Here is a 16629-nt window from a genome sequence, read left to right on the forward strand (position 1 = left end):
TGCTAGCGCGTCGCCGAATCCAGTTGCGCCAGCACGCCCGTCGCCTTCAACGCCTGGTATCCACCGACGACGTCGCTGGCCCGGCCGAGCCCGAGGTCCTGCAGTGCGGCCGCAGCCAGGCTGGAGGTGTAGCCCTCCGAACACAGGATCAGCCACTCGACGTCGTCGCCCACCGCCTCGGGCAGGCGCGCGTCGCTGGTGGGATCGCAGCGCCACTCGAGCACGTTGCGCTCGATGACCAGGGCGGCGGCCACCTCACCCTCGCGGGCGCGCTGCGCGGCCGGACGGATGTCGACCAGCAGCGCGCCTCGGTGGAGCGCGGCGGGAACCTCGGTGGCCTCGATGCGGGTCAGCTTGGTGCGTGCGGCGTCGAGCACGGCGTCGATGCGGCTGCTCATTCACCCTCCGGTTTGTCGGTGAGTTCGGTGCGGTTGCGTCGCAGCGTATTGCGTTGCGTCACCTCGTAGAAGGACATCGCGGCCAGCGGCGGCGAATAGGCGTGCACCGACAGCGTCGGACCGCCGAGGTCGATGGTCTCCGGCGCCCACACCACGTCGTGCACCCAGCCGAGCGGGAAGGCGGCCTGATCGCCCGCCTCGAGCCTGCGGCGGCGCAGCGCGTCGCCGTCCCAGCGGGTCTCGTGCAGCGCCCCGGAGACGACCGTGAGCGCGCCGAGCGAACCGCAGTGGTCGTGCAGTTCGGTCGACCGCTCCGGCACCCAGCTGATCAGCCAGACGTCGAGTTCGTCGTCGCCGTGCAGGCGGGTGAACCAGCGGTCGTCGGCCGGTGGACCGCCCGCCGGCAGCAGGTGGTCGTAGCGACCGGACAGCACGTGGTCGGCTGCGCGGTCGGTGGCGTGCAGCAGATCGGGCAGCCGCAACCGGGTGGGCGCGACGACGGACGGAGAGGAAAGTGATGCGACGGACATGGGTGCTGACTCCCGGGGAGTACGGATGTTCAGGGGGTGGGCGTCACGCCCGACAACACTCCCGAATTCCGGTCAGCTCCAGCACGTCGGCCACTGTTGCATAGATTGGCGGCATGCGCACACACCCGATGGCGACGTGGACGACGGCGACACTCCTCGCCACGGCCCTACTGACCGGCTGCTCGTCGGGGTCGGATTCCGCCGAGCCGCAGTCCTCCGGCGAGCAGCCGCCGTCGGCCGCGACCTCCACCACGCCGACCACCGAGACGCACAGCGCCGCCTCGGGACAGGTCGGCGTCTCCCCCGCGGGCGTCACCACCGCGGTGGGCGCGCCGGCCACGTCGACCGAGGAGGAGTACTCGAAGGCCTGCTCGGCGGCCAAGACGTGGATGGTCGCGAGGGGTGGCGACCTGAAGGCTCAGTTCGAGCCGTACCTGGGCGATCTGCAGTCGACGGACGCCGCCGGTCCCGGGACGTTCGGCGCGCCGTGGTCGCAGCTGCCGCCGGATCGCCAGTCGGCCGTCATCGTCGCGGCGGAGGCCGCGGCCGACGACCTCTGCGGCTGACCGCTCCTTTAAATCACGCCCAGCGGAAAGCCACTGCGATGCCGCCCGACGCGGAGTCCTATCCCCTGTCACCGACGCAGCAGTCGGCGTGGCTGGAGTACATGCGGGTCCATCACCGACTCGAGTACGAGATGAACCGGCACCTGCAGACCGACTGCGGGATGTCGCTGAGCGACTACACCGTGCTCAACGCGCTCTCCCATGCGCCGGAGCACCGCATGCAGCTGACGGCGCTCGCGACGACGATCGGGTGGGAACGGAGCCGGCTGTCCCACCATCTCCTCCGGATGGCGCGGCGTGACCTCGTCGACCGTGCCGCATCCGAGACCGATGGCCGCGGTACGGACGTCGTCCTGAGCGCCCAGGGGTGGGAGCGGCTGCGGGCGGCGGCGCCGGTGCACGCGGCATGGGTGCGGCGCAGTTTCTTCGCCGACACCGACGCGACGCAGGAGGATGCCCTCTCCGCGATCCTCGCCACCGTGTACGAGAACCTGCTGCGAGAGGGCACCCTGCCACGCCCGGAGGTGCTCTAGACCTGGTTGGCGCCGCCGTCGACGAACACCTCGGAGCCGGTCATGAAACTGCTCGCGTCGGACGCGAGAAACGCCACGACGGAGGCGATTTCGTCGGGGTTGCCCACGCGCTTCATCGGCAGGCCGGCGGCCTGCTCGTCGAGGAGCGCCTGCTGCTGATCGGCGGGCGCCAGTTCCTTCAACCCGGGCGTCTCGATCGGGCCGGGCACCAGGGTGTTGACCCGGATGCCCCGGTCGGCGAGTTCCGCGGCCCAGGTCCGGCCGAGTGAACGGACTGCCGCCTTGGATGCCCCGTACGCCCCGAAGGCGGGCGTGCCCCTCGTCGCGGCCGTCGACCCCGCAAGGATGACCGATGCGCCACGATTCAGCAGCGGCAGCATCTTCTGCACCGTGAACACCGTGCCGCCGACGTTGCGGTTCAACGTGTCCGCGAGGTGCTCGGGGGTTTCCTCCTCCAGGGTGGCGAACTCGCCGCCGCCGGCGTTGGTGAACACCGCGTCGAGCCCCGCGCCGTGGGCCGCGATCACCTCGGCGAGGTGGTCGAGATCGGCGAGGCTGGTGATGTCGCTCTTGACCCCGGTGACGCGATCGCCCAGCGATGCCGCGGCTTCGTCGACGCGGGCCTGACCGCGTCCGGTGATGAAGACGTGCGCTCCCTCGTTCGCCAGGTGCTGCGCCGTGGCCAGGCCGATGCCCGACGTGCCGCCGGTGACCAGGATCGTCTTTCCGTCGAGTGTTCCCATGTCGATCTCCTCCTGCTCGGGGTGGCGGCCGTTCCGCCGCCTCTGGGGAGCACAACTAGGTGACATATCACGTTATTCCGCATCCCCGCAGCGCGCGCCCCGAGTCCTGCGGCGACACAAACCATTTAGATGATCTACGCGTAGTGGCGTGAATCACACAACCGGTTATGCTGTGTCCCGTATCACTCTCGGAGAGGGCGGGAACATGTTTGGAACGCAGGACGACGGGTTACAGCCGAAAGCCGCACTGCCCGCCGCCGGCGGATCCATCAGCGGGATGCGGATCCTCATGGGCGTCCTGCTCCTGATGATCGCCGTCGCCGCGATCTCCGGTGTGGTGGTGGCGCTCACCAGCGGCCAGCCCACCATCGCCTTCATCATCGGCCTGGTCGCCGTCGCCTTCTTCAGCCGCATCGGCTGCTAGACCGCGCAACCGCCCCGGGTCAGCACCCCAGGAACTCGGCTACCCGCCGGGCTTCGTGACGCCCCTGCTCGCGCCCGGCGCGAGCCGACGGGATGCGACACGCGGGGTCCAGCGGATTGGGACCGAACGCCGCGAGTGCGTCGTCGGTGGCGAACACCGCCAGTGCCCGACCGTCGAACCCGGCCAACTCCGGTGCGGCGCCGCCTCCGAACGGTGACGGGGTGTCCGCCCCGGACGGCACCAGCGCCACGATCACGTCGCAGTCGGCGGCCGCCGACACGTTGACGCTGCTGCCGACACCACCGTCCATGAAGCGGCGGTCGCCCACCGTCACCGGCGGCCACGCGCCCGGTACCGCGCAACTCGCCGCGACCGCGTCGACGAGGTCGACCCCCGACCGCGCGTCCAGCACCACCAGTTCCCCGGTGGCGATGTCGATGGCAGTCACGCGCAGCACCCGGTCGGGCCAGGCGTGCGACGGCAGGCGGTGTTCGATCACCCTGCGCCGGACGGCCTCCGGGACGGTGTCGGTCGACGCCGCGATCGCGCCGATCCGCCGCAGGCGTTCCGCCGCAGTGAGACCGGTCACCGTCACCGCGCCGACGAAGAGTTCGGTGATGGCGGCGATGTCGACGCCGGAGTCGATCTCGTGCGAGTGCTCCGCGATCTGACGCTCGAACAGCTCCTCGAGCGGGGTGCCGCTGCCGAGCTGTGCCGCGACCGTGGAACCCGCCGACGTCCCGAGCAGGACGTCGGAGTCCAGCAGCGCGGCGGCCACCTCCGGCGCCTCGTCGGCGATGCCGCAGAGGATGCCGGTCTCCCAGGCGATGCCCGCCAGCCCGCCGCCGGCCAGTACCAATCCGCGTGTGGTCACGGGCGTCGAGTCTGCCAGGTGGCGCTCGGCCCAGCCCTGGTACCCTCGGGTACCACTCGCGTGACGAAGGGAACGACATGGCTGACACGATGCGCGCCCAGCGGTTCTACTCGGACACCAAAAGGATTGCCGTCGAGGACGTTCCGATCCCCGAGCCGGGGCCCGGTGAGGTGCTCGTCAAGGTGGCGTTCTGCGGGATCTGCCACTCCGACCTGAGCCTCATCAACGGCACGTTCCCGTCGCAGCTACCCGTCGTGACGCAGGGCCACGAGACGTCGGGCACCGTCGCCAAGCTCGGCCCCGGCGTCACCGGGTGGGCCGAGGGCGACCGCGTGGTGGTCGCCGCGGGCAAGCCGTGTCTGTCGTGCCCGAACTGCATGCGCGGCGACCTGTCGAACTGCCTGCGGATCCGTCTGATGGCGTTCGCCTACGACGGCGGATGGGCCGAGTACACCGTCGCGCAGGCGTTCGGGCTCACCAGGGTTCCGGACAACGTGCCCTTGGAGCAGGCCGCGATCCTGGCCGACGCGGTGTCGACGCCGTTCGGCGCGGTGGTGCGGACGGCCGCCGTCGGCGTCGGTGAGTCGGTCGGCGTCTGGGGTGTCGGCGGGCTGGGCACGCACATGGTGCAGTTGGCGCGACTGGTCGGTGCGGCGCCGATCATCGCCGTCGACGTCAAGCCGGCGATCCTCGAGCGGGCGCTCGCGGTCGGCGCCGACTACGCCTTCGACGCGCGCGACGAGGCCCTGCCCGCGAAGATCTTGGAGGCGACCGGCGGCCGCAACCTGGACGTCGCCTTCGATGCGGTCGGCATCAAGTCGACCTTCGAGCAGGCGCTGAACAGCCTCACCGTCGGCGGCCGGCTCGTCGGCGTCGGGATGAGCGCCGACACACCCGACATCGGCCCCACCTCGATCTTCAACCTGTTCCGCCGCCAGGTGCTCGGCCACCTCGGCTACCAGAACGCCGACATCGGCACGCTCGCCACGCTGGTGTCGCGCGGCCGCCTCGACCTGTCCCGTTCGATCAGCGCGATCGTCCCGCTCGAGGACGTCGCCGAGGGCATCGACAAGCTCGAGCGGGCCGACGGCGACCCGATCCGAATCCTGGTGCAGCCCTAGCATTTCCCTCCGCCGAACTGGAGAGTCACGTCGTCACGCGCGATGGATCGCGACGTGACTCTCCGGTTCGACGAACGGTCACCGCAGGTGCGGTGCGGCCCTACCACTGATCGGCGGCGAGTCGAGGTAGGTCGCGATACCGGGGGCCGCCGCGCAGACCGCGGGTCGCCCGCTGCACCACCCGGAACGCCATCGACGTCACTCCTCCCGCCGGCGCAGCCGAACGCCGAACTAGAACACGTTCTACTCACGTCTACGCCCCCGGCGCGGACCATTCGTCGACTTCGGCGAACTTTCGGGGGTCCACGCAGGGCGCGCGACTGAACGGATGGCCGACACCCCGCCCCGCCGGGGACGTCGCGGTATGTTGCTGACAACCGCACCGTCGCGAAGGGATCAGCCATGCCAAAGTCCAACAATCGGGTGTTCGTCGTCGGAGTGGGGATGACGAAGTTCGAGAAGCCCGGGCGCCGCGAGGGCTGGGACTACCCGCAGATGGCCAAGGAGTCCGGCACCAAGGCGCTCGAGGACGCGGGCATCGCCTACACCGAGGTCGAGCAGGGCTTCGTCGGCTACTGCTCCGGCGACTCGACGTCCGGCCAGCGCGCGCTCTACGAACTGGGCATGACCGGCATCCCGATCGTCAACGTCAACAACAACTGCTCGACCGGGTCCACCGCGCTCTACCTTGCCGCACAGTCGATCCGGGGCGGCCTGGCGGACTGCGTCATGGCCCTGGGCTTCGAGAAGATGCAACCCGGCGCACTCAGCGGCGGCGCCGAGGACCGGGAATCCCCGCTGGGCAACCACATCAAGGCGCTCGCCGCGATCGACGAGTTCGCCTTTCCCGTGGCGCCGTGGATGTTCGGCGCGGCCGGACGCGAGCACATGAAGAAGTACGGCACCACCGCCGAACACTTCGCGAAGATCGGCTACAAGAACCACAAGCACTCGGTCAACAACCCGTATGCCCAGTTCCAGGAGGAGTACAGCCTCGACGACGTGCTGGCGGCCCGGATGATCTCCGATCCGCTGACCAAGCTGCAGTGCTCGCCGACGTCCGACGGGTCGGGGGCGGCGATCGTGGTGAGCGAGGAGTACGTCAGCACCCACGGGTTGGCCGAGCAGGCGGTCGAGATCGTCGGGCAGGCCATGACCACCGACTTCGCCAGCACCTTCGACGGCAGCGCGGCCAACGTGATCGGCTACGACATGAACGTGCAAGCGGCACAGCAGGTGTACGGCCAGTCCGGCCTCGGGCCCGAGGACTTCCAGGTGATCGAGTTGCACGACTGCTTCAGCGCCAACGAACTCCTGCTGTACGAGGCGCTGGGCCTGTGCGGCGAGGGCGAGGCGCCCCGGCTGATCGACGACGGCGACACCACCTACGGCGGCCGCTGGGTGGTCAACCCGTCGGGCGGGCTGATCTCCAAGGGCCACCCGCTGGGCGCCACGGGCCTGGCGCAGTGCGCCGAGCTGACCTGGCAGTTGCGGGGCACCGCCGACAAGCGTCAGGTCGACGGCGTCACCGCCGCGCTACAGCACAACATCGGCCTCGGCGGCGCGGCCGTGGTCACCGCCTACCAGCGCGCCGACCGCTAGCTCTCACTCCGCCGAACGTTGGTTACCGTCACGCCTTTTCGCGAGAAGTGTGACGGTAATCGACGTTCGGTAGGCGACGACGTTCGGTAGGCGACTCAGCCGACCGTGTCGTCGGTCGGGCCGTCGATGCTCGGCGCGTTCATCGGATTGCCCGGTGACGGCTCGGCACCACCCTCGAGTTCGCGCTGGCGGGCCTCGAGGATCTCGAGTACCGGCACGCGTGCGGCGTGGCCGGCCTCGTAGGTGAGCACCGCCAGCAGCTGCTCGGCGTCGAGCGAACGGATCCGGCTGCGCAGATCGCCTATCGACATCGCGTCGTAGTCGGGCAGCGGAAGTTCGGTGTTGGTCATGGCTCGTCCACCTCTCGGGTCACGTCGTCGACTACCTGGAACAGCGACTCCCCGTCCTCGGGGGCGCCGTCGATCTGGCCGTGGTGCACGCCCGGTTCGGCGGGGGCCACGTCGGTGCCGTCGATGACCTCGTTGACCCGCTCCTCGGCGTCGGCAAGGTTGATGTCGTCCGGCGTCACGTCGGGGACCTCTTCGGCCAGGCGCTCGTCGAGGGACTCGCCTTCGCGCTCCTCCTCGGCGGTCATGCCGTTCTTGGTGACGCCGCTCCAGTCCTCGGGCGGGTCGACCACTTCGTCGCCGTCGGCGTTGAGGACCTCGTCGGAGTCGGTGGACTCCATCGGGCTCAGCATGTCCTCGGCGCCACCCAGGTCGTTGGCGGAGGTGTCCACATCGTCGGTACTCATCCCGACTACGTAGCCGTCCGGCGGATTGTTAAACGGTCGCCTGGGTATGCCCAGCTCATGAGCAGACCTGATTCAGTGGGCGGTCCGGGCGACAACGACGCCGACGCCGATCCCGACATGGTGAAGTCCACGACCGAGCAGCCCGATCAGGCCGAGGGCTCGGACGACGACGCCGAGACCGGCGGCTGACGCGCCGAGCGCACGCATGACGAACGCATCGCCCGAGTGCACCCGTCACGAAGCGTGCGCTCGACGGCCTAGATGGTGATGACCTCGTACTCGCCGTCGGCGTGCCGGGCCCGGATGGTCTTCTTGTCGTACTTGCCGACGCTGGTGCGCGGCACCTGATCGACGAACGTCCAGCGCTCGGGCAGCCACCACCGAACCACCTTGTCGGCGAGGAACTCCCGCAGTTCGGCCGGTGACACGTCGGCACCCTCCTCGAGGACCACGGCGGCCAGCGGTCGTTCCTGCCACCGGTCGTCGGGCACCGCGACGACGGCCGCCTCGAGCACGGCCGGATGCGCGATCAGGTGGTTCTCCAGTTCCACCGAGGAGATCCATTCGCCGCCGGACTTGATGACGTCCTTCGCGCGGTCGGTCAGCGTGACGTAGCCGAGCGGGTCGACCCGTCCGACGTCGCCGGTGCGCAGCCAGCCATCGTCGAACTTCGACTGATCGTGCCCGCGGTAGTAGGACCCGGTGATCCACGGCCCGCGGATCTCGATCTCCCCGACGGCCTTGCCGTCGTGCGACTGCTGGTCGCCCGCCTCGTCGACGAGGCGCACCTCGACACCGCACACGACCTTGCCCTGCGTCGCGCGCAGCGCCCAGTGCTCGTCCCCGGAGCTGTCCCGCGGCGCGCGCGCCAGCGTGGCCAGCGGCGACGTCTCAGTCATCCCCCAGCCCTGGATGATCTTGACGCCGTGATCGCGTTCGAAGGCCTGCATCATCGACAGCGGTACCGCCGACCCGCCGCAGGTGACGAGCCGCAGCGAGGAGATGTCGCGTCCAGGCGTCTTGGCCAGGCAGTGGATCACGTCGTTCCAGATGGTCGGCACCGCGCAGGACACCGTGGGCCGCTGCGAGGAGATCAGGTCGATCAGCGACGGCGCGTCCAGGAAGCGGTCCGGGAGGACCAGGTCGGCGCCCGCCATCAGCGCGGCGTACGGCAGTCCCCACGCGTTGGCGTGGAACATCGGCACGATCGGCAGCGCCGAGTCGTCGAAGCCGAGGCCCATGCCGTTGGCGCTGCACACCATCGTCGAGTGCAGGTAACTCGAACGGTGGCTGTAGGCAACGCCTTTCGGGTTGCCGGTGGTTCCGCTGGTGTAGCACATGGCGGCGGCGTCGGTCTCGACCAGATCGGGCCACTCGAACTCCGGTGACTGACCCTCGAGCACGTCGTCGTAGCGCAGCACGGTCATGCCGGCGCCCGTCCACGGCTCGAGGTCCCCCTCCCCGACCGCGATCACGGTGTGCACGGTCTCCAGCAGCGGCAGGACCGGTGCCAGCTGCGCGGTCAGGGAGAGGTCGGCGACGATCACCGCGTCCTCGGCCTCGTTGGCGATGAACGCGATCTGCTCGGCGGACAGCCGGATGTTGAGCGTGTGCAGCACCGCACCCATCGACGGGGCGGCGAGGTATACGGCGAGGTGCTCGGCGTTGTTCCACATGAACGTCGCGACCCGCTGGTCGCCGGTGATGCCGAGGCCGCGCAGCCCGTTGGCGAGCCGGCCCACCTGCTCGCCGAGTTCGCGGTAGGTGATGGTGCGGTAGCGCCCGTCGCCGACCGCGGTGGTGACGGTGCGATCGCCGTTCACGCCGATGGCGTGGCGCAGGATCGTGGTGACCGTCAGGGGGAAGTCCTGCATCGTGCTGTGCATCTGGATCGCCTTCGATTCGATGTCGCCGTCGGTGTGCGCGATGGTAGCGCCGCGCTCCCGAGACGTCGGCCATTACGGCAGCGCCGAAGAAACGTTTTCGCTGCTCGTGGCGATTAACCTGGTGGAATCAGTTCACGTTTGACCTCAGAAGGGGGCGCAGCATGCGTCCATCACTCACATTCGCCACAGTGGCCACGGCAGTCGCAGCAGTGGTCATCGGGCCGGCTGCCGTCGCGCACGCCGACGAGACCCCGCAGCAGACCATCAGCCGCCTCCAGGATTCGGGTTACACCGTCAACGTCGACCGCGTCGGCAGCGGATCGCTCGACGACTGCGTGGTGACCGGCGTGCGCAACCCGCAGACCGTCACCGACTACATCCGCGTGGTCGACGGCCGCAACGCCGACGGCAGCATCGACTACGACGTCGTGCCCGTCATCAAGAGCCGATCGATCTCGGTGTCCCTCGACTGCACCTGACCGACGCCACTAGTGGATGATGATCACGACAGGACAGGAGGCGCGTCATGCGTATCGAGTGGGCTCTCGCCGCAGCGGCGATCGGGTTCTGCGGCGCCGTCGCGGCTCCTGCAGGACTGGCATCGGCCGAGGAGTCGGCGACCGAGACCATTCAGCGTCTCCAGTCGCAGGGCTACACGGTGACGCTGGACAAGATCGGCACCGCTCCCATCGACCAGTGCGTGGTCACCAGCGTCCGCAACCCGCAGACGACGTCGCAGTTGGTGCCGTACGTCGGTCCCGGGCTCGGCGGCGACCGCCGCATCCTCGTCCCCCAGGTGACCAGCCAGACGGTGTCCGTCTCGCTGAACTGCTCACGCTGACCACACCCACACGCCGAAACCACGGTTGCTGACGGATTTCCGAGGAATTCCGTCGGCAACCGTGGTGTCGACGCGCCCTACTAGGTCCGTGCGGGTTGCTTGTCCGGGGTCTCGATCTCGCCGGGCGCACCGTGGTCGTAGTCGACCATCGTCTGCTCGTTGAACGGATCCTCGCCGCGCAGCACCAGGTCCACGCGGTCCTTGTCGATCGTGTGGGTCCACGATCCGACCAGGATGGTGGCGACGGCGTTGCCCGAGAAGTTGGTCAGCGCACGGGCTTCCGACATGAAGCGGTCGATGCCGACGATCAGCCCGACGCCGTCGAGCAGGTCCGGACGGTGCGCCTGCAGGCCGCCGGCCAGGGTGGCCAGGCCCGCACCGGTGACACCGGCGGCGCCCTTCGACGCCACGATCATGAACACCAGCAGGCCGATCTGCTCGCCGACCGTCAGCGGGTCACCGAGTGCGCCGGCGATGAACAGCGACGCCATCGTCAGGTAGATCGCGGTGCCGTCGAGGTTGAACGAGTAGCCGGTCGGCACCACGACGCCGACGGTGGTGCGCTCGACGCCGAGGTGTTCCATCTTGGCGATCAGGCGGGGCAGCGCCGACTCCGACGAGGACGTCGACACGATCAGCAGGTACTCGCGGGCCAGGTAGCGGACCAGCTTGAAGATCGACACGTGGGCGACGAGGCGCAGGATCGTGCCCAGGATGCCGAACACGAAGATGAAGCACGTGATGTAGAAGCCGAGCATCAGGCCGAGGAGTTGCGTCACCGCGGTCCAGCCGGTCTGGCCGACGACGTTGGCGATGGCGCCGAACGCACCGATCGGGGCCAGCCACAGGATCATGACCAGAACCTTGAACACCAGCTTCTGCAGCGAGGCGATGGCCCGCAGCGCCGGCTCGCCGGCGCTGCCCATGCCCTGCAGCGCGAACCCGACGAGCAGCGCGATGAACAGCGCCTGCAGCACGCTGCCCTCGGTCAGCGCGGAGAACAGCGTCTCCGGGATGATGCCTTGCACGAAGTCGAGCAGGCCGCCGGATTCGCCTGCGGTCTCGGCGTATTCGGCGCCCTTGGCCGCCGCGCTCTCCGAGAGTTGCAGACCGCTGCCCGGATGCAGGATGTTGCCGACCACCAGGCCGATGGCCAGTGCGAACGTGGACATCACCAGGAAGTAGACGAATGCGAGCCCGCCGACCTTGCCGACCGTGGCGGCCTTGCGGACGGAGCCGATGCCCAGCACGATCGTGCAGAAGATGACCGGCGCGATCATCATCTTGATCAGGTCGACGAACATCGTGCCGAGGATGCCGAGGCTCTTGCCGACGCCGGGAGCCGTGAGGCCCACGATCACGCCGGCGACGACGGCGATGATGACGGCGATGTACAGCCAGTGCGTCTTGTCCCGCTTCTTCTTCGGCTCGTCGGGCGGGGCTACCGCGTCCAGCTGATTGGCCATGGGGCGTTCTCCTTCGGCTCGGGGCACGTTCTGGTGGTCTGCAAGGATGATGTTCCCCCACGTGACCCAGGTCACGCTTTAGTTCATTAAGTTCGAGGCCGACGGCGGAGGTGTGATGCGCAGCTGGTGGCGACTGCTGCTGCGTCGGTCGCGCCCCAGATCCCTGGCCGGCCAGGCAATCGCGCTGCAGGTCGCGGTGATCGCGGTGATCGTGGTGGCGGGAAGCGCGCTGGCGCTCGTCGACGCCCGCCGCGACGGTGACGCCGCCGCCCGCCAGCAGGTCATCAGCATCGCCACCGCCCTGGCCGACGCCCCGTCGACCGCGGCGGCCATCGAGTCGAACCGGGCCACCGAGGTGCTGCAGCCCGTGACCGAGGCGGTGCGCAACGACACCGACATCGCGTTCATCACGATCATGTCGCCCGACCGGACCAGGTACACCCACACCGATCCGCGGCAGATCGGCGGCAAGTACCTCGGCACGGTCGAGCAGGCGCTGCGCGGTGAGACGTTCAGCGAGGTGTACACCGGCACCCTCGGCCCCTCGGTGCGGGCGATCGTGCCGGTGCGCGGCGCGGACGGACGCGTGGTGGGCCTGGTGTCGGCGGGCATCACGCAGCAGACCCTCGCGCAGCGGTGGCGCGAGCAGGTGCCGTCGATCGCCGCCGTCGGACTCGGCGCGCTCGCGGTGTCCCTGGTGGGCGTGTGGGCGATCCGGCGCCGCCTGTTCCGGCAGACGCACGGGCTGCGTCCCGACGAACTGCGGGTGATGTACGAACACCACGACGCGATCCTGCACTCCGTCTCCGAGGGTCTCGTCGTGCTCGACGGCGACCGGGTGCTGCTCGCCAACGACGAGGCACGCCGGTTGCTCGGTCTGGGGCCGGGGCGGGTCTCGCCTGCCGACCTGCCGGAGTTCCTGCGCAGCCGCGCTTGCGTGGACCACGAGCCGGGTGCCCGCGACGAGGTGCACGTGACCGCCGAGCGGGTGCTGGTGGTGAACCGGTCGCTGGTCACCGGCGGGCAGTCCGCGCGAGCGCGGCTCCAGCGCAGCGACAAGGGGAGGGACACCGGCGGGCGGCCTGGGGACGACGGGGCACGGGATCCCGGCGGGCCGTCGATGTCGCAGCACTCGGAGGTGGTGACGATCCGCGACCGGACCGAATTGCAGGGCGCGCTGGGCGAATTGAGTTCCCTGCAGGTGCTGACCGACTCGTTGCGCGCGCAGGCGCACGAGGCCGCGAACAAGCTGCACACCGTGATCACGATGGTCGAGATGGGCCGGCCCGAGGAGGCGGTCCGGTTCGCCACCGAGGAACTCGCCGTCTCCCAGCGTCTGGTGGACCGCTTGAGTGACGACGTCGGCGAGCCCGCGCTGGTGGCCCTGCTGCTCGGCAAGACCGCTCAGGCCGACGAGCGGGGGATCGCTCTGACCATCACCGAGGACACGCACCTGCCGTCGGCCACCGACGAGGTGCCGTTGTCCGCCCACGAAATGATCACCGTCCTGGGCAATCTCGTCGACAACGCGATGGACGCGTGCGACCGCGAGGATCCGTGGATCGAGGTGACGGTGAGCCTGTCCGACGGAGTGCTGTCGATGCGGGTCGCCGACAGCGGCGAGGGCATGGACGCCGAGACGTTCACGCGTGCCATGCAGCGGGGCTACTCGACGAAGTCCGGCACCGACGCCGAGCAGCACGGTCTGGGGCTGGCGCTGGTGGCGCAGGTCGTGCATCGCCATGGCGGCACGCTGACCGCCGACGTCACCTACGGTTCAGTGGTGACGGTGACGGTTCCGGGCGGCACGGCGTGACCTCCGGCGAGGCACCCGCGATCCGCGTCCTGATCGTCGAGGACGAACCCCTGATCGCCGATGCACACCGCACCTATCTCGAACGGCTGACGGGCTTTTCGGCGGTCGCGGTCGTGCACACCGCCCGCGACGCCATGCAGGCGGCCGCCGAGGCCGCGGCCACCGAGGAGCCGATCGACCTGGTGCTGCTCGATCTCGGTCTGCCCGACGCGAGCGGGATCAGCCTGGCGTCGGCGTTGGCGGGCCTGCGCCCTGCGCCGGACATCATCGCGATCACGTCGGAGCGCGATCTGGAGATGGTGCGCGCGGCGGTCGCGCACGGCGCGCTCGCGTACCTGCTGAAGCCGTTCACGTTCGCGGCGTTCCGCGACCGTCTCGAGCGGTACGGCCGCTATCGGACCGCGCTGCCCGCCGGGGTGGACGCGGCGAGTCAGGCGGAGGTCGACCGGGCGCTCGCGGAACTGCGCATCGTCGACGATCGGACCGCCACCCCGAAGGGCGCGGCGCCGCAGACCAATGACGAGATCGCGCGGGCGGTGCGCGACGCCGCCGACGGACTGACCGCCGACGAGGCCGCCAAGCGAATCGGCGTCTCGCGCGTCACGGCGTGGCGGTACCTCGAGCGTCTCGCCGACGACGGCACCGTCATCAGGCACACCGACTACGGCAAGGGGCGTCCGCGGACGCGCTACCAGTGGCGGTGAGCCCGCCCGACCGTCAGGCCGGGGTGAGTTCGCGGATCGCGGCGGCGCGGGCAGCCGCCGGCATCGGCGCGTAGAAGATCGGAGCCGGGGCGGGCACCGTGAACGACGTGATCCGACCGTCGTAGTCGGCGACGTAGATCCGGTCGAGGCTGACGGCCATGCACGACGGGCGGGCGCCCACGGCGATGGTGTCGATGACGTCGAGCGTCGCGGTGCTCAGCACGGTGACCTGGTCGTAGTCGACCACGTAGGCGCGGGTGGCGTCGGCCGACAGCGCAAGCTGCGTGGGCGTGGTCGCCACCTCGGCGCTGGCCATGATGCGGCCGGCGACCAGGTCGACGACGTGCACCACGCCGCGGTCCTCGAGGTCGGAGGTCAGCACGTAGGCGGTGCTGTCCATGCCGAGTTCGAGCCCACGGATGGGTGCGCCGATCTCGAGGGTGCGCTGCACGCGTCCGCTCTCGAGGTCGACGATGATCAGCCGGCTGCCCCGGGCGTCGGACGTGGCGACGTAGAGGCGGCGGCCGGCGGCATCGACGCGCATGGCGTCGATGACGGTGTCGTCGCCCTTGGCGACGTAGAGGGTGCGGACGCGGTCGGTGTCGACGTCGATCACGGCGACGTCGACGCCACCGTCGGCGGCGCGGCCGGCGAAGATGCGCTTGCCGTCGGCGCTGGTGGTCATGGCCGTCACGTTGAACGACAGCGGGTAGGACGCGGTGATCTCACCCGAGCGGGTGTCGACCACGGCGATGGCGTCGTACGCGATCGAGGCGACGCCGACGTAGGCCTTCTGGCCGGAGACGGCGAGCGCGAAGGGCTCGCGGGCGGTCAGCCCGCCCTTGACGGTGAGGTCGCGGGCGTCGAGCACGGCGACGGTGTGGTCGCCGAAGTTGGTGACGACGAGGGTGTCCCCGTCGAGGGCGATGTCGGCGATCGGGCCGTGTCCCACGGCTACCTCGTCCTGCAGAGTCGCCGTGGCGCTGTCGACTGTCACGCTCGTGGCGCGAGCAAGGCCATTAGCCATCTTGGTTGGCACCTCCACCGGCATGTCGTACGCCGGCCTAGATTAGAAACGGTCTGCGCCCGTACCGGGCGCGGTCTCGTACGAGTGTAGCGACGGATACCGACGCCCCCGGGGCCTGCGAGGACGCCCTCCGCCCCGAGTGGACGAAGCTCTCAGGCCATGCTTAAGAAACTCTTCGTTATCCAGTTGTTATCTTCGGCTGGCTACATCGCATCTGTTGTCCAACAGCGCCTTTGACCGCTGAGCAACGCCTGTGATCGACTCGTCGACCGCGTGTCCGACCAGCGATTCTTATGCTTCCGGCGCAAAGTGAGCGCTAAATCACAGCACGACACGTCGTCTTATCCACGCCGGACTGCGACCTGCCGGACGGGTGTGGCCACAGGTGCCGACGGGGCTCGTGTTGACCGCGATGACAATTCGCCACGACTTTGCCGGTATCCCGCCGTTCACCGTTCGGCAACGTGCCTCGGCCGCGCCCCACCGGACCCGGCGGCATCGGAGACCGCGGTCAGCGCGCCGGCAGCTCGCCGGTCGACGCGACGATCTGGGCCACCTCGACCAACTTCCGGTTCAACGTCTGCGACGCCGTGGTGAGGAGCGCGAACGCATCGTCGGGGGTGATGTGGAGGGTCGCCATCAGCACCCCCTTCGCCTGGCCGATCACGTCACGGTTGGCGATGACGCGGCGCAGTTGGCTGGTGCGCTGCACGTCGGAGAGCGCCAGCGCGGCGTGGGTGGCGTAGAGGTTGGCGACGTGCCGGGCCGAGGTGCTGAACGCCTCGGATTCGCCCGCGTAGAGGCTGAGCGAACCCAGCTTGCGCTCGTCGACCCAGAGCGGCACGCACAGCATCGACAGGACGCCGAGTTCGACCGCACGCTGCGGAAACCCGCGCCACCGTGCCTCGGTCGTCATGTCCCGCACCTCGATGGTCACCTGATCGCGGGAGGCGTCGATGCACGGGCCGACGCCCGCCTCCTCCTGCCATTCGTCGAGCAGCGGAGGGGCCGAGCCGTGCACTACCTGCGGCACGAACCTGCCCTTGACGAAGAGGTTGAGTCCGGCGGCGTCGGTGCCGTCGATCAGGTCGACGGCCGAGACCAGGATCGAGTGCAACGTGGCGTCCACGTCGCCCTCCTCCATGCGCAGCGCCCGGCTCAGGGACTCGAGGCTGCGCCATGCGGCGGCGTCCAGATCGGTGAGACCGGCGAGGCCCTCGGCCGGCAGGTCGTCGACCGTTACCGCGGAATCCGCGGGGCGGTCCTCATCGGGGCGTGGGCCCGGCGCGGGAAGTGTGTCCGACACTGCTTCATTCAATCAGTGCCGCCGCTTGAACACCCAGT

General features: G+C 69.5%; 20 protein-coding genes. 10 read left to right on the forward strand and 10 right to left on the reverse strand.

The window, feature by feature from the left end:
- Positions 1-2: 2 nt before the first annotated feature.
- Positions 3-398: a rhodanese-like domain-containing protein gene (locus tag AC1MEY_RS15935; protein WP_480226465.1), complete on the reverse strand. Its 396-nt coding sequence runs from the start codon at positions 396-398 to the stop codon at positions 3-5.
- A complete protein-coding gene (locus AC1MEY_RS15940; RefSeq protein ID WP_480226466.1) occupies positions 395-928 on the reverse strand; it encodes a cysteine dioxygenase in 534 nt (177 codons plus the stop codon). Before AC1MEY_RS15940 ends, AC1MEY_RS15935 begins: the two co-directional genes overlap by 4 nt.
- A gap of 113 nt (positions 929-1041) precedes the next feature.
- Between AC1MEY_RS15940 and lpqV the strand changes: the two genes are divergently transcribed.
- Both lpqV and AC1MEY_RS15950 read left to right on the forward strand, forming a co-directional pair.
- Positions 1042-1494, forward strand: a complete 453-nt coding sequence (gene lpqV / locus AC1MEY_RS15945; protein WP_480226467.1) for a lipoprotein LpqV — start codon at positions 1042-1044, stop codon at positions 1492-1494.
- Positions 1495-1532: 38 nt separating this feature from the next.
- Positions 1533-2027 carry a MarR family winged helix-turn-helix transcriptional regulator gene (locus tag AC1MEY_RS15950; protein WP_480226468.1) on the forward strand — a complete coding sequence of 165 codons (495 nt, stop codon included), beginning with the start codon at positions 1533-1535 and terminating at the stop codon, positions 2025-2027.
- On the opposite strand, the gene AC1MEY_RS15955 is transcribed toward AC1MEY_RS15950, so the two are convergent.
- Complete coding sequence (locus AC1MEY_RS15955; RefSeq protein ID WP_480226469.1) at positions 2024-2770, reverse strand: SDR family oxidoreductase; 747 nt, start codon at positions 2768-2770, stop codon at positions 2024-2026. The two genes, AC1MEY_RS15950 and AC1MEY_RS15955, sit on opposite strands and share 4 nt — an antisense overlap.
- A 205-nt stretch (positions 2771-2975) precedes the next feature.
- Between AC1MEY_RS15955 and AC1MEY_RS15960 the strand changes: the two genes are divergently transcribed.
- The gene (locus AC1MEY_RS15960) at positions 2976-3194 is read left to right on the forward strand and encodes a hypothetical protein (protein ID WP_480226470.1); all 219 of its coding nucleotides are present in this window, start codon (positions 2976-2978) and stop codon (positions 3192-3194) included.
- A gap of 19 nt (positions 3195-3213) precedes the next feature.
- Here the strand turns inward: AC1MEY_RS15960 and AC1MEY_RS15965 are convergent, their stop codons facing one another.
- Positions 3214-4068, reverse strand: a complete 855-nt coding sequence (locus tag AC1MEY_RS15965) for a patatin-like phospholipase family protein (RefSeq protein WP_480226471.1) — start codon at positions 4066-4068, stop codon at positions 3214-3216.
- Positions 4069-4145: 77 nt separating this feature from the next.
- Here AC1MEY_RS15965 and AC1MEY_RS15970 point away from each other — a divergent pair, with 77 nt between their 5' ends.
- Positions 4146-5189 carry a zinc-binding dehydrogenase gene (locus tag AC1MEY_RS15970; RefSeq protein ID WP_480226472.1) on the forward strand — a complete coding sequence of 348 codons (1044 nt, stop codon included), beginning with the start codon at positions 4146-4148 and terminating at the stop codon, positions 5187-5189.
- 402 nt (positions 5190-5591) lie between these two features.
- A complete protein-coding gene (locus AC1MEY_RS15975; protein ID WP_480226473.1) occupies positions 5592-6791 on the forward strand; it encodes a lipid-transfer protein in 1200 nt (399 codons plus the stop codon).
- Between the two features lie 95 nt (positions 6792-6886).
- Here the strand turns inward: AC1MEY_RS15975 and AC1MEY_RS15980 are convergent, their stop codons facing one another.
- Complete coding sequence (locus AC1MEY_RS15980) at positions 6887-7141, reverse strand: DUF8129 domain-containing protein (protein ID WP_480226474.1); 255 nt, start codon at positions 7139-7141, stop codon at positions 6887-6889.
- Positions 7138-7545, reverse strand: coding sequence for a hypothetical protein (locus AC1MEY_RS15985; protein WP_480226475.1), 408 nt, complete (start codon positions 7543-7545; stop codon positions 7138-7140). The genes AC1MEY_RS15980 and AC1MEY_RS15985 overlap by 4 nt, the downstream gene beginning before the upstream one ends.
- A 57-nt stretch (positions 7546-7602) precedes the next feature.
- Here AC1MEY_RS15985 and AC1MEY_RS15990 point away from each other — a divergent pair, with 57 nt between their 5' ends.
- Entirely contained in the window at positions 7603-7734 is a 132-nt protein-coding gene (locus tag AC1MEY_RS15990) for a hypothetical protein (protein WP_480226476.1), read from the forward strand.
- A 68-nt stretch (positions 7735-7802) separates the two neighbouring features.
- Here AC1MEY_RS15990 and AC1MEY_RS15995 read toward each other — a convergent pair whose 3' ends face one another.
- Positions 7803-9431, reverse strand: a complete 1629-nt coding sequence (locus tag AC1MEY_RS15995; RefSeq protein WP_480226477.1) for a fatty acid--CoA ligase — start codon at positions 9429-9431, stop codon at positions 7803-7805.
- 188 nt (positions 9432-9619) lie between these two features.
- On the opposite strand from AC1MEY_RS15995, the gene AC1MEY_RS16000 reads away from it, so the two are divergent.
- Both AC1MEY_RS16000 and AC1MEY_RS16005 read left to right on the forward strand, forming a co-directional pair.
- Positions 9620-9910: a hypothetical protein gene (locus tag AC1MEY_RS16000; protein ID WP_480226478.1), complete on the forward strand. Its 291-nt coding sequence runs from the start codon at positions 9620-9622 to the stop codon at positions 9908-9910.
- Positions 9911-9957: 47 nt separating this feature from the next.
- A complete protein-coding gene (locus AC1MEY_RS16005) occupies positions 9958-10272 on the forward strand; it encodes a hypothetical protein (protein ID WP_480226479.1) in 315 nt (104 codons plus the stop codon).
- 80 nt (positions 10273-10352) lie between these two features.
- On the opposite strand, the gene AC1MEY_RS16010 is transcribed toward AC1MEY_RS16005, so the two are convergent.
- Positions 10353-11738, reverse strand: coding sequence for a cation:dicarboxylate symporter family transporter (locus AC1MEY_RS16010; RefSeq protein WP_480226480.1), 1386 nt, complete (start codon positions 11736-11738; stop codon positions 10353-10355).
- 115 nt (positions 11739-11853) lie between these two features.
- Between AC1MEY_RS16010 and AC1MEY_RS16015 the strand changes: the two genes are divergently transcribed.
- Positions 11854-13554, forward strand: a complete 1701-nt coding sequence (locus tag AC1MEY_RS16015) for a sensor histidine kinase (RefSeq protein WP_480226481.1) — start codon at positions 11854-11856, stop codon at positions 13552-13554.
- Positions 13551-14258, forward strand: coding sequence for a response regulator (locus AC1MEY_RS16020; protein WP_480226482.1), 708 nt, complete (start codon positions 13551-13553; stop codon positions 14256-14258). Before AC1MEY_RS16015 ends, AC1MEY_RS16020 begins: the two co-directional genes overlap by 4 nt.
- A 13-nt stretch (positions 14259-14271) precedes the next feature.
- Here AC1MEY_RS16020 and AC1MEY_RS16025 read toward each other — a convergent pair whose 3' ends face one another.
- Together AC1MEY_RS16025 and AC1MEY_RS16030 are read right to left on the reverse strand one after the other, a co-directional pair.
- Positions 14272-15210 carry a YncE family protein gene (locus AC1MEY_RS16025; RefSeq protein ID WP_480226483.1) on the reverse strand — a complete coding sequence of 313 codons (939 nt, stop codon included), beginning with the start codon at positions 15208-15210 and terminating at the stop codon, positions 14272-14274.
- 586 nt (positions 15211-15796) lie between these two features.
- Positions 15797-16591, reverse strand: coding sequence for a GAF and ANTAR domain-containing protein (locus AC1MEY_RS16030; RefSeq protein WP_480226484.1), 795 nt, complete (start codon positions 16589-16591; stop codon positions 15797-15799).
- Positions 16592-16629 lie beyond the last annotated feature (38 nt).

The organism is Mycobacterium sp. PTI7 (assembly GCF_056679845.1).